The following is a 12883-nucleotide window of genomic DNA, read 5'->3' on the forward strand; positions in this document are numbered from 1 at the left end:
CCGGCGTGGCCCGTTCACACGCAGCACGAATGTTCGACGCGAGCTGACATGCGAAAGGCCGGGGCCCGCGTCGATTCTCACGAAGCGACGCGGGCACCGGCCTGTGTCTGACAAACAGTTACGGCGCTGAAATTGCGGCTGCCATAACGCGGATGGCACTGATCAGTCCGTCGATCAGGTTGCCTTCACTGAAGGATGCAACAGCTGCCGTTGCTCCGAGCTGGGTAACACGATCGGTGACCCGATCGGCGATTGCCCGACCGCTGCGAACCTCGACGGTGCGCTGGTTGGGCGAAACGGCGATCAGGACGGAACGCTCGGCTTCGGGCGTGGTCGGGAACAATGCGTCGGCACCCGCTGCCGGATCAGAACCGAGATCACCGACGTACGCGTTGAACCGCACCTTGGTGGCCCGCGTCGCTTCGGTCATCGCGACGTCGAGCGCGACCAGATCCATGGTCTCGAACGGAAGATCGTCGGTGAACGGCTCGCCGATGCGATGCACACCGGATACGCGTCCACTGGACGTGACGACGCTGCCGACGGGCAGGTCCTCGGGCGCTACTGCGAGCGCGGTCGAATGATCACCACTTGCCACTTGCGGACCCTCCGATCAGATCAGCCGAACCGGCTTCGATTGCGTGTGCACTGCCGTGATGGCCACCGCGAACGGTGACCTCGTCGACAGCACTCCACAGCACGGGAGCGTGATCCCACGACTCACCGAGATGGAACGCCGGCGGAACCGGTCCCGGCGTCTTCTTCCCGAGGAAGGACGCAGCCGCGAAGAACGCGGTGATCAAGGCCGGAATCCCAACGTATATCAGTACTACCTCGAGAATGCTCACACCAGATAACGTAGCCCAGAACGCCAGGAAGGAAAGCGTCAGGGCCACAAATTCTCGGGCAATTTCGTTTCGGTGACGCTAGAACTCAATTCAGGCTGCGCCCACGCCGACACATTGCTCAGGCTGCGCCCACGCCGAGATACGGCATCCACGCCGGATGCAATTCCTTGGTCGCCGCGAGCAGACGCCAGTGAGGTCCGGACGGCGGGACCAATTCCGCACGGAGGGTCCATCCGAGTTCGCTGAGCATCTTGTCGGCCTTGCGGTGATTGCAGGGGGCACAGCACGCGACGCAGTTCTCCCACGAATGCCCGCCACCTCTGCTGCGAGGAACGACGTGGTCGATGGTTTCGGCTTTGGCTCCGCAGTACGCACATCGGAAGTGGTCACGATGCATCAGCGCGGCACGAGTCATGGGGATGCGGGCGCGATACGGAACGCGCACGTAGGTGCGCAATCGAATGACCGAGGGAACCTGCACCGACCAGTCCGCGGAATGGACTACCGGGCCCTGTTCGTCCTCGTGAACGGTATCGGCCTTGCCGCAGGCCATCAGTACGACCGCGCGCCTGGCAGGAAGGGCGGTCAGCGGTTCGTACGTGACGTTGAGCAGTAGCACCCGACGTTTCACCCACTCGGGGACGACGCGATCGGGAGGGAACATCTCGAGGTGAGAATGCTCGTCGGAAAAGAGTGGGTCGGCAGTGTGCGCGAACCCGTCAGGAACAACTTCCAGAACAGCCCCTAACGCGTGGTCGTTCCGCGCGCTAGTGGGCTGGAGTTGTCGGTGATTGCGTGCAGCATGTCGGTTCTTCATACGACCTCCGGGAGACTGCCCCCAAGTTGACCACGGATGATCGCGTTACGCACTCCCATTTCGAACAAAATTGCCAGGACGGCCGGTGAATTTCCGGTGAATGGGTACGCACTCCGACGCGATACAACCGTCGTCGACCCGGAAACCGACCACTACGGCCGTCAGGCACAATGGAACTTGCCATGAATGACGTACAGCACGACGTGCAGCAGACCTTCTACGACGCCGTCGGCGGAGCCGAGACGTTTCACAAGCTCACCGCGCGATTTTACGAAGAGGTCGCGAAGGACGAGGTTGTGCGCCCGCTCTACCCCGAGGCCGATCTCGGCCCGGCCGAGCGGCGGATGCGGATGTTCCTCGAGCAGTACTGGGGCGGACCGCACACGTACTCGGAGGAGCGTGGACACCCGCGTCTGCGGATGCGCCACAATCCATTCGTGATCGGCCCGATCGAGCGTGATGCGTGGCTGCGGTGCATGCACGTCGCCATCGCGTCCATCGACGAGAAGACTCTGAGCCCGGTGCACCGCAAGCAGTTGATCGACTACATGGAGATGGCTGCCGCGTCCATGGTGAACTCCGCTATCTGACCGTCTACTTAGCCTTCGGCCTGAACACGCGCGCGACCCGGCGGACTGCTCGTACCCCGAACGACACCGTGGGATGCAGGGGCGAACTCAAGATTGCATGCTTGCGCACGTACTCTTCGACCTCCCACTCCGACCAACTGCCCGCACGGAAGAGTGCGGCATCGCCGACACTCAGGGTTCGCTCGGCGATTCCGTCGGCCTGAACGGTGACCGACCCTTCGATGATGTGCACGATTTCGTCCGCGTGGAAGTACCAGCGGAAGCGCCCCTTCGTGCAATCCCAGACGTGTGTAGTCGTGGTCCCGTCTTTACTCGCCGACCATTGCGCCGACCGTGCAACCGGTGTGCCGAAGATTATCCAGTCGCGGTTGATCGGATCATCTTCGAGCAGTACATGATCCAAACTGACCGCTTCGATTGCCGACAAAGTCAAGGCCAAGCCCCCTTGGTTGAATTCCCGAATTCTTCTCCCCCGGCAGTAACACCAAAGTTGCCACATGGTGTCACCGCGTGAATGCAAAGTACACCAAGGCTAGGTAAAGAGTCACGCTTTTGCCGTGTCCAAGTCGTGAGAGTGCCAGACGTTTGGCACTATGAACTGCTGTGAGCACCCCCGCGGATTCGTCCTCTGTAAGCCGGCCCGAAGCCCCGTGGTGGAACGAGGCGGTCTTCTATCAGATCTATCCGCGTTCTTTTGCCGATTCGGGCAGCGACGGTATCGGCGACCTCGGCGGAGTCGAGGAGAAACTCGGCTACCTCGAACTGCTCGGCATCGATGCAATCTGGTTGAGCCCGGTGATGAAGTCACCGATGGCAGACCACGGCTACGACGTCTCGGATCCTCGCGACATCGATCCCTTGTTCGGCGATCTGGCGACGATGGATTCGCTGATCACGTCAGCCCACGAACGCGGAATCAAGGTCACGATGGACCTGGTCCCGAACCACACGAGTGATCAGCACGAGTGGTTCAAGGCAGCCCTGGCGTCGGCGCCCGATTCGGCGGAGCGATCCCGCTACATCTTCCGAGACGGCAAAGGTGAGAACGGCAACGAACCGCCGAACAACTGGCCGAGCATCTTCGGCGGCCCGGCGTGGACCCGCGTCACCGAAGCCGACGGAACACCCGGCCAGTGGTACCTGCACATCTTCGCCAAGGAACAGCCCGACCTGAACTGGGACAACCCCGAGGTCTTCGACGACCTCGCCAAGACTCTGCGCTTCTGGCTCGAGCGCGGAATCGACGGATTCCGCATCGACGTGGCCCACGGAATGGCCAAGCCCGACGGTTTGCCGGACCACGACTGGGAGCTCAACGAGCTCATGCGCAATTCCGACGACGACCCGCGGTTCAACAACCCGGCAGTTCACGAAATCCACCGCGGCATCCGCAAGGTCATGGACGAGTTCCCGGAGGCGATGACCGTCGGCGAGATCTGGGTGAAGGACAACCAGAAGTTCGGCGAATACATCCGGCCAGACGAACTGCATCTCGGATTCAACTTCCGACTTGCAGAAACCGAATTCTCCGCCGAGTCCGTCCGGGAGGCCGTGGAGAACTCTCTTGCGGCCGTCGCCGAGGTCGGGGGTGTGCCCACGTGGACGCTGTCGAATCACGACGTCGAACGTGAAGTCACGCGCTACGGCGGGGGTGAGATCGGAACCCAACGCGCACGGGCGATGATCCTCGTCGAACTGGCGCTTCCGGGCGCGAGCTTCATCTACAACGGAGCCGAACTCGGCCTGCCGAACGTCGACCTGCCCGACGAGGCACTACAGGACCCGGTCTGGGAACGATCCGGACATGCCGAGCGAGGACGCGACGGCTGCCGAGTGCCCCTTCCGTGGGAAGGAAGCGAACCCCCGTTCGGATTCACCACCGGCGCGAGCACCTGGTTGCCGATGCCACGCGAGTGGTCGACGCTCACGGTGGAGGCGCAGATCGAGGACGTCGACTCGATGCTCTCGCTTTATCGCGCCGCACTCGAACTTCGTAGCGCCAGGCCGGAGTTCTCCGGCGCCGACATCGATTGGTACGGCAGTCCCCCCGGCTGCCTCGCTTTCCGTCGACGCGGTGGTCTGATCTGTGCTCTCAACACCACAGAGGCGCCGATCGCACTTCCGAACGGGCAGCTGCTGTTGAGCAGCGCGCTACTCGTCGACGGTCAACTACCCGTCAACGCTGCGGCGTGGCTTATCTGAGAGAACACCGCACCCGCCACCTGAACTCCTATCGTGCGACCATCAGCGGTATCGAACCACCGCGGTGACGGTAGATCGAACCGAACCGTGCATCGAGCCGCACCCAGGATTTGCTCGCCCGCACCCGAACCAGTTCCGAGGCGTCGATCTGCTCGAGGTCGATGTCGGCGGTCATCGCCTCGGACCCGGCGTGCGGAACGAATCCCATTGCGGTCAAGGCAAAAACAACCCGCATCGAGATCCCGACCGTGCCGGATGGACCACTGACCTCGAGCACGTCCTGATCGAGCAACGACGCCGGCGGACCGTGACTACTTCCATGCTCCAGTGCCAAGGCGTTGCCCCGCTGCGCCAGTTCGATCAGCACCCGCGCGGGTACGTCGTCCAGGTGCTCGAAGCCGTCCATCGGCGGCAACGCCCCACGCCACGCCGAATCCATGGCGAACCCCGGATCGATCAGCTCACTTGTCGCCTGCTCCACCGCCGAGAGCAACTGATCGCCGGCAGCCGACGTGTCGTCAGGGTTGATGGTGCCCGCCACGGTTCGCGTCGCCAGAGCGTCGAAACCCGTTGACGCCCAGACACTCAGGTGCGCATCGCCGCGTCGACGCATTCGGATGACCGCGGACTCGTCCAAACGCAAGGCGTGACCGATGAAGCCGGCCAAGTTCTTTCGCTCGGCCTCCTCGGGCACGGTCAGGACACGTTCATGCACGTTGCCAGCTCTCCAAGTACTCCCGCTCGGGCCCGCTGAGGCGGCGCAGACGTTGAGTGTCGATATCGAAGGCCGCGATCTGAGTCGATGCCACGATGGACGGCGGAACGCTGAGATCGGCGCCACGCGGCCGAACCTCGTACGCGATGGTGAAGTCCACCGCGCGAACCTTTTCCACCCACATGAAGACATCGAGCGGTGAATCTTCGTGCCGCAGTTGCCCGCGGTACCGCACATGGAGATCGGCAATCACAGCCCCGTCACGCAGGGTGACCGTCGGGCGCGAGTCTTCGAACAACCAAGGAATCCGCGCCTCTTCGAGCAACGTCACCATCCGTGCGTGGTTGATGTGCTGGAAGGCATCCATGTCGGACCACCGAACCACAACTTCGGCGTGGAATCCTTCGCTCAACGTCCTACCTCCGATCGGGTGCCCATGCTGCGCACCATGCTACGAACCTGACGCGCCGCCACCGAGAGCGTCGCGAGGTCAAGCGTCCCAGACTCGAAGATCTCGACGAGAGCTGCCCTCGCCCGACTCAGCCGCGAGGCGTTGGTCGATTCCCATTCGTCGATCTTCTCCTGCGGCGACTCCCCCGGCTCGCCGCCGGCCAGAACCTCCATCGTCAGCTGCCGAAGCGAACTGTAGAGGTCGTCTCGCAACGCGAGCCTCGCGAGCGAGTGCCATCGATCGCCGCGCTCGAGTCCCGAGACCGCGCTCAGCAACCAGTCGATTCCCAGATGCGCGTCCAAGGCGTAGTACAGCTCCGCGACTTCGGTGATGTCGTGATCTGCGATGTCGGCGATATCCGCGATGTCGAGCAGGCAGTAGACGTCCAGCAGTCGGAACACGTCCAGCGCCAACGCTTCCGGAGCCCCGCGATCGATCACCGATTGAGCCCGCACCAGCAGATCGTCGAGCTGATGGCCCGCAAGCAGCCCCGGAACCAGAGGTGCCGTCGCCCGATACGCCGCCGAGTAACGCGCAACCTCGGCGCCGACGGCGATCGGCTGGGGCCGATTGGCCAGGAACCACCGCGACGCGCGGTCGAGCAAGCGGCACGACTCAACGATCAACTCGTTTTCGATCTCTGCACTGACGCCCGCCGAGCGGATTCGCGACCACACCTCGTCGAGCGCAAACACCTCTCGCACAGCGGCGTAGGCACGGATCGAATCCGTACTGCTCGCTCCGGTCTCCTCGGCCAAGCGGTAGGCGTACGTGATTCCGCCGTTGTCGATCACTTCGTTGACGAGCATCGTCGCGACGATCTGCCGCCGCAACGGGTGTGCCTTGATCTCCGTTTCGAACCGATCGCGAACAGCGGTCGGGAAGTACTGCGGGATCTGCTGGGCGAAGAAATCGTTGTCCGGCAACTCGGTTGCGAGCAGATCGTCCTTGAGTGAAAGCTTCACGTGCGCCGTCAGCGTCGCCAATTCCGGCGACGTCAGACCCACACCGGCCTCGAGTCGACGCTCGATCTCCTTGTCGGTCGGTAACGCCTCGAGCTTGCGGTCAAGGCCACGTGCCTTGGTCAGATCCGTCAACTGACGGCGGTGAACACCGAGCATCTGCGGCGCCGTCACGCGGGAGATTCCGAGCAGCGCATTCTGGGCGATGTTGTCCGCCAACACCAGCGCAGCCACGTCGTCGGTCATCGACGCCAGCAACGGATTCCGTTCCTGCGTGGGCAGTAACTGCGAACGCACGAGCGAATCGAGAAGAATCTTGATGTTCACTTCGTGATCGGAGCAGTCGACGCCGGCCGAGTTGTCGATGGCGTCGGTGTTGATGTGACCGCCGCTGGCGCTGAACTCGATTCTTCCCAGAGCTGTCACGCCGAGGTTGCCGCCCTCCCCGATCACCTTGACCCGCAGATCTTGACCGTCGACACGCACGGCGTCGTTGCTCTTGTCGCCAACCTGCGCATTGGTCTCGGTCGACGCTTTGACGTATGTACCGATTCCGCCGTTCCACAGCAGATCCACCGGTGCCGACAGAATCGCCTGCATCAATTCCGGCGGCGAGAGCTTCGTGACCCCCTCGGCCAGACCCAGTGCGATCCGGACGCTTTCGGCGATCGGAACCGACTTGACCGTGCGGTCCCAGACGCCGCCACCTTCACTGATCAGGCTCTTGTCGTAGTCGGCCCATGACGACCGAGGCAACTCGAAAAGTCGTTGACGTTCGACGAACGAGCTCGCTGCATCCGGGTTCGGATCGAGGAAGATGTGTCGATGGTCGAACGCGCCCACCAGACGGATGTGCCGACTGAGGAGCATTCCGTTGCCGAACACGTCTCCGCTCATGTCGCCGACGCCTACCGTCGTGAAATCCTGCGTCTGCGTGTCGACCCCGAGTTCGCGGAAGTGCCGCTTGACGCTTTCCCAGGCGCCGCGAGCGGTGATACCCATGCCCTTGTGGTCGTATCCCACGGAGCCACCGGAGGCAAACGCGTCGCCGAGCCAGAAGTCGTACTTGGCGGCAACCGAATTGGCGAGATCCGAAAACGTCGCCGTGCCCTTGTCCGCGGCGACCACCAGGTAGCGATCCTGATCGTCCTTGCGCACCACTCGATCCGGCGTCACAACTTCGCCGGTAGCCGCGTGCACGTTGTCGGTGATGTCGAGCAATCCGGAGATGAACGTGGTGTAGCAGGCCTTGCCGGTTTCCAGCGTCGCCATTCGATCAACGGCCGGATCACCCGTCGGCAGAGGCGGATTCTTCACGACGAAGCCGCCCTTGGCGCCGACCGGCACGATCACCGCGTTCTTGACGGCCTGAGCCTTCACCAAGCCGAGCACCTCGGTGCGGAAATCCTCGCGCCGGTCGGACCAGCGGAGCCCGCCGCGCGCGACTGCGCCGAATCGCAGGTGGACGCCTTCGACCTCGGGTGAGTACACGTAGATCTCGAAAGCCGGCCGCGGCTTGGGCAACTCGCTGATCCGTGAGGGATCGAGCTTGACCGACAGGTAGTCGCGAGAGCGGCCATCGGCGTCGACGACGTAGAAATTGGTACGCAAGGTCGCCTTCACCAAGGAGAACATTCCACGCAGAATGCGATCGGCATCCAAGCTGAGTACCTCGTCGATGGACGCACGCAACTGCTCGTCCAATTCGGCGACGCGAATGTCGTCCTGCTTCTCGGGGTCGAACATCGCCTCGAACAACTGCACCAATGCAAACGCGGTCTGCGGGTGTGTAAGCGCGATTCCTTCGATGTGGAACTGACTGTACGGAAATGTGGCCTGGCGCAGATACTTTGCGTAAGCACGCAGCACCACGGCTTGCCGCCAGGACATTCCGGCCCGCAGCACCAACTCGTTGAATCGGTCAGCTTCTGCCCGGCCGAACCAGACTGCACCGAATGCAGCCGTGAATCGCTTCTGGACCTCGGTCAGCGGGGCGGTACTGGTCTCGAGCGGCACCTGCGCATCGAGGTCGATCTCGACCGACGCCCGAAGATCCGCCGGTACCGACAATCCGAAATCGTAGATCCAGCACTGAACGCCGTCGAGGCGCTGCACGACGTGCGGCCGCTCGTCGAGAACTTCGACGCCGAGTGACTGCAGCACCGGCAGCACCTGACTCAACGAGATACCGTCGCCGCCGACGAAGAGCGTGAAGCGCCAGGCACCGGGCGCGGAGTCCACGGCACGATAGAGCAGCACGTCGATCGCGCCTGGCGCCAACGCCTCGAGCCTGGCGATGTCGGCCAGCGCACGTGACGGTTCGAAGTCCTCCTTGTATCCATCGGGAAGTACCCGCGAATACCGCTGCACCAGTTCCGGATCCACACCCGGACTGTCGCGAACAAGGTCGTTGATGCGATCGTCCCAGCTACGACTGACTTCGGTCAGCAGGGCCTGAACTCGCTCGCGGTTGCCCTCGGAGACATCGAGATGAACCGGCTCACTGTCCGGATCGCGCCGGATCGTCACGTGCAACAGCGCAAGATCGTTCTCGGTAACCCGGGCGGTGTAATCGACTGTGCCTGGTCCGAATTCGCGCCACAGCAGGTTTTGCATCGCCAGTCGCACCCGCGTCGTGTACCGGTCGCGGGGTAGGTACACCAAACAGGACACGAAGCGTCCGAACGTGTCCTCGCGGACAAAGAGACGCACCTGTCGACGCAGGCCGATACTGTGCACGGCGTGCACAGTCTCGAACAAGGTCACGGCATCGCTCGAGAACAACTCGGTGCGTGGGAACGACTGGATGACCTCGAGCATCGCCTGACCGGAGTACGAATGCAGGTCGACACCGGCACGCGCGATGACTTCGCGGACGCGGCGCTCGATCAGAGGAATCGCGAGGACGTTCTCGTGGAGTGCGACCACGGTGAACACGCCCAGGAATCTGTGCTCTCCCACGATGTTTCCCTCGTCGTCGAGGATCGACACGCCCACGAAGTACGGGTAGACAGCGCGGTGCACCGTGGCGGGGAACGATCCCTGCGTCAGGACCAGAAGCGGTCGATCCGGGAGATCTGCGACGGGAGGCAAACTCATCGGGCCTTCGGTGACCGCGTCGGAGCGCAGCACGCCGAGTCCACTGCCGGCGACCGTACGTGAACCGTCCTTCGTTCCCTCGAATCGCCGGTATCCGAGCACGGCATAGTTTCCGTCCGCCATCCACCGCAGCAGCCGGGCGGTGTCGGAGAATTCTTCGGGGGTGATCCTCCCGGAGGCAGTTTCTGCGGCACTCTCCAACTCGTCGGCAACGCGCAGTTGCAATGCCTTCATGTCCGGGGTGTCACCAACCACCTGGCGGACGTCCGCGAGCACCTTGCCGAGGTGTGCTTCGATCGCGTCGAGAGCGGAATCCTCGACTTCGGAGTCCAACTGGACGTGCATCCAGGATTCTTGGATACCGCTGTCGCCCAAGGACATCAGATTGCCCGAGTCATCGCGTTCAACCGTCAGGATCGGATGGGCGAATTGACTGATTCCCACACCTTGTCGGTTGAGCATCGCGGTAACGGACTCGACGAGCAACGACATGTCGTCGGTGACGATCTGGACGGCAGCGCCGAGACCCTCGGATCCTGACGGGCGGTACACACGCCATACGGCCGTGCCCGGGGTCCGCTGCCTCCCGAGCGCAAGATGCGCGAGCAGGACTCGATCCGATCGACCGTTGATGACGTCGTCGCTGTCACCCTCGTCGATATGCGTGAAAAAGGCCTCGCGAAGACGCGTCAACAACGTCGCTTCGTCGAGGCCTGTGCCCTGCTGCCGTACACGGTCTGTCATTCCTGGCTCACATCCTTGTGGGTTCTGATCGCCGCGACCAATCTCTGACTCGAGACTAGCCGCGGCAACCAGTACCTAGGGTGAACTGAGAAACGAAATCTACGATGTCGTCATCTGAACAAGCGATGCTTCGAGCACCGCGCGTTCGCTGTCCGCCAGCGGTCTGGACTTTTCGGACACCGTGTCGAATCCGACCATCAACGCGTCGCCGAAAGCGCATTCGACACCCGCGTTGTCACGGATGACGTGCCGAACCGTGAACGAGGAAGTCCCGACGTGAGTCGTGAAGATCTCCACGTTCAAGGGACCGGACCGATCGGTGACCGGCTTGAGGAACTCGACGGTCATCTTTCGAACCACGAGGTATCCCGGCCGGCCGCCGAGCGGCGCCAGTTTCGCTTCCAGGAAGTGGATGCGCGCTTCCTGCATGTACTCGACGTAACGCGTGTTGTTGACGTGACCCAACCGGTCGGAATCGCCCCACCGGACCTGGATCTGCGCTGTGTATACGTCGGACACCGGATCAGTCCCTGGTGAGCTTGCGGTGAGTCACGCGGTGCGGGCGTGCGGCGTCGGGGCCGAGTCGCTCGACCTTGTTCGCCTCGTAGCCCTCGAAGTTGCCCTCGTACCAGTACCAAGCTGCCTCGTTGTCGCCGAAGCCACCTTCCCACGCGAGGATGTGGGTACAGGTCCGGTCCAGGAACCAGCGATCGTGCGAGATCACGACGGCGCAGCCGGGGAACTCTTCGAGAGCGTTCTCCAGCGAGCCGAGGGTTTCGACGTCGAGGTCGTTGGTGGGCTCATCGAGCAGGATCAGGTTGCCGCCCTGCTTGAGCGTCATCGCCAGGTTCAGGCGGTTGCGCTCACCACCGGAGAGGACGCCGGCCGGCTTCTGCTGATCGTGGCCCTTGAAACCGAACGAGCTGATGTACGCGCGCGAGGGGAACTCGGTCTGGCCGACGACGATGAAATCGAGCCCGTCGGACACGGTCTCCCAGACCGTCTTCTTGGGGTCGATTCCGGAACGGTTCTGGTCGACGTAGCTCAGCTTGACCGTCTGACCGATCTTGACCTCACCGGCGTCAGGCTCCTCGAGACCGACGATGGTCTTGAACAGCGTCGTCTTACCGACGCCGTTGGGGCCGATGACGCCGACAATTCCGTTGCGCGGCAACGTGAACGAGAGATCCTTGATCAGAACGCGACCGTCGAAGCCCTTGTCGAGGTTCGAGACCTCCACGACCACGTCACCCAGGCGCGGCGGTGCCGGGATCTGGATCTCGTCGAAGTCGAGCTTGCGCGTCTTCTCTGCTTCGTTCGCCATTTCCTCGTAGCGATCGAGACGAGCCTTGTTCTTGGCCTGGCGGGCCTTGGCGCCGGAACGAACCCATGCGAGCTCGTCCTTGAGGCGCTTCTGCAGCTTCTGATCCTTCTTGCCGGCAACTTCGAGGCGTGCAGCCTTCTGCTCCAGGTAGGTGGAGTAGTTGCCCTCGTACGGGTACAGGCGTCCGCGGTCGACTTCACAGATCCACTGCGCGACGTGATCGAGGAAGTAACGATCGTGAGTCACGGCGAGGATTGCGCCGGGGTAAGCAGCGAGGTGCTGCTCGAGCCACAGGACAGATTCGGCGTCGAGGTGGTTGGTGGGCTCATCGAGGAGCAGCAGGTCGGGCTTGCTCAGCAGCAGCTTGCAGAGCGCAACGCGTCGCTTCTCACCACCGGAGAGGTGGGTGATCATCTCTTCCGGCGGGGGGCAGCGCAGGGCGTCCATAGCCTGCTCGAGCTGCGAGTCGATCTCCCACGCATCTGCGTGATCGAGCTTCTCCTGCAGCTCGCCCATCTCTTCCATGAGCTCGTCGGAGTAATCCGTGGCCATCAGCTCGGCGATCTCGTTGTACCGCTTGAGCTGGACCATCGTCTCTCCGAGACCGTCCTCGACGTTCTCGCGAACAGTCTTGGTCTCGTCGAGCTCCGGCTCCTGCATGAGGATGCCGACGGTCGCGCCCGGAGCCAGGAATGCCTCGCCGTTGCCCGGCTGGTCCAGTCCGGCCATGATCTTGAGGATGCTGGATTTACCAGCGCCGTTCGGTCCGACGACACCGATCTTCGCGCCGGGGTAAAAGCTCATCGTGACGTCATCGAGGATGACCTTGTCACCGTGCGCCTTGCGCACCTTCTTCATCGTGTAAATGAACTCAGCCATGACCGCCAGCCTATCGGTGTTTGTCCTATAACCCACATTGCGCGTTGGCGCTCACACCGATGCGGGTTCTGCGGACAGTCCGAGGTCATCGACCAGATTCGCCGACATGCTCATCGACCCCCACGAAAACCGCGATGGGGACACCTCCGGGTGTCCCCAGGACGGCTCAGATCATTGCCCGGTGGATGCCTTTCGGCTCGCCACCGAGCTGCGAGAGCGTCGACGCATGGAAAATGGAACCAGGCACATGGA

At 62.7% G+C, this 12883-nt stretch carries 11 protein-coding genes; 2 read left to right on the top strand and 9 right to left on the bottom strand.

Going from position 1 to position 12883, the window contains the following annotated elements; all coding sequences use genetic code 11:
* Positions 1-118 precede the first annotated feature (118 nt).
* The 3 genes from RWT78_RS22730 to RWT78_RS22740 form a co-directional block, all read right to left on the bottom strand.
* Positions 119-598 (bottom strand): DUF5130 domain-containing protein, encoded by a 480-nt coding sequence (locus RWT78_RS22730; protein ID WP_003944512.1) that lies wholly within the window; start codon positions 596-598, stop codon positions 119-121.
* Positions 585-848, bottom strand: a complete 264-nt coding sequence (locus RWT78_RS22735; protein WP_007730943.1) for a hypothetical protein — start codon at positions 846-848, stop codon at positions 585-587. The genes RWT78_RS22730 and RWT78_RS22735 overlap by 14 nt, the downstream gene beginning before the upstream one ends.
* Positions 849-966: 118 nt before the next feature.
* On the bottom strand, positions 967-1665 hold the full coding sequence (locus tag RWT78_RS22740) for an HNH endonuclease (RefSeq protein ID WP_003944465.1): 699 nt from the start codon (positions 1663-1665) through the stop codon (positions 967-969).
* Between the two features lie 182 nt (positions 1666-1847).
* Between RWT78_RS22740 and RWT78_RS22745 the strand changes: the two genes are divergently transcribed.
* Positions 1848-2255, top strand: a complete 408-nt coding sequence (locus RWT78_RS22745) for a globin (protein ID WP_003944464.1) — start codon at positions 1848-1850, stop codon at positions 2253-2255.
* Positions 2256-2259: 4 nt separating this feature from the next.
* Here RWT78_RS22745 and RWT78_RS22750 read toward each other — a convergent pair whose 3' ends face one another.
* The gene (locus tag RWT78_RS22750; protein WP_030536649.1) at positions 2260-2688 is read right to left on the bottom strand and encodes a cupin domain-containing protein; all 429 of its coding nucleotides are present in this window, start codon (positions 2686-2688) and stop codon (positions 2260-2262) included.
* A gap of 170 nt (positions 2689-2858) precedes the next feature.
* Here RWT78_RS22750 and RWT78_RS22755 point away from each other — a divergent pair, with 170 nt between their 5' ends.
* The gene (locus RWT78_RS22755) at positions 2859-4457 is read left to right on the top strand and encodes a glycoside hydrolase family 13 protein (protein WP_314681004.1); all 1599 of its coding nucleotides are present in this window, start codon (positions 2859-2861) and stop codon (positions 4455-4457) included.
* Positions 4458-4485: 28 nt separating this feature from the next.
* On the opposite strand, the gene RWT78_RS22760 is transcribed toward RWT78_RS22755, so the two are convergent.
* From RWT78_RS22760 to ettA, 5 genes are all read right to left on the bottom strand, one after another.
* Positions 4486-5172 carry a hypothetical protein gene (locus RWT78_RS22760; RefSeq protein WP_314681007.1) on the bottom strand — a complete coding sequence of 229 codons (687 nt, stop codon included), beginning with the start codon at positions 5170-5172 and terminating at the stop codon, positions 4486-4488.
* Complete coding sequence (locus RWT78_RS22765) at positions 5165-5584, bottom strand: thioesterase family protein (protein WP_029255682.1); 420 nt, start codon at positions 5582-5584, stop codon at positions 5165-5167. Before RWT78_RS22765 ends, RWT78_RS22760 begins: the two co-directional genes overlap by 8 nt.
* On the bottom strand, positions 5581-10428 hold the full coding sequence (locus tag RWT78_RS22770) for an NAD-glutamate dehydrogenase (protein WP_314681013.1): 4848 nt from the start codon (positions 10426-10428) through the stop codon (positions 5581-5583). The genes RWT78_RS22765 and RWT78_RS22770 overlap by 4 nt, the downstream gene beginning before the upstream one ends.
* A gap of 99 nt (positions 10429-10527) precedes the next feature.
* Complete coding sequence (locus tag RWT78_RS22775; protein ID WP_050654618.1) at positions 10528-10947, bottom strand: thioesterase family protein; 420 nt, start codon at positions 10945-10947, stop codon at positions 10528-10530.
* Positions 10948-10951: 4 nt separating this feature from the next.
* Positions 10952-12631 (bottom strand): energy-dependent translational throttle protein EttA, encoded by a 1680-nt coding sequence (gene ettA / locus RWT78_RS22780; RefSeq protein WP_314681017.1) that lies wholly within the window; start codon positions 12629-12631, stop codon positions 10952-10954.
* Positions 12632-12883 lie beyond the last annotated feature (252 nt).

It is taken from the genome of uncultured Rhodococcus sp., assembly GCF_963525155.1.
Lineage (GTDB): Bacteria > Actinomycetota > Actinomycetes > Mycobacteriales > Mycobacteriaceae > Rhodococcus_F > Rhodococcus_F qingshengii.

Bases quoted from the DNA above. Each gene is read 5' to 3' on its own strand.
- RWT78_RS22740 (WP_003944465.1), bottom strand. From the start codon at position 1,665: ATGAAGAACCGACATGCTGCACGCAATCACCGACAACTCCAGCCCACT.
- RWT78_RS22745 (WP_003944464.1), top strand. From the start codon at position 1,848: ATGAATGACGTACAGCACGACGTGCAGCAGACCTTCTACGACGCCGTC.
- RWT78_RS22770 (WP_314681013.1), bottom strand. From the start codon at position 10,428: ATGACAGACCGTGTACGGCAGCAGGGCACAGGCCTCGACGAAGCGACG.
- ettA (WP_314681017.1), bottom strand. From the start codon at position 12,631: ATGGCTGAGTTCATTTACACGATGAAGAAGGTGCGCAAGGCGCACGGT.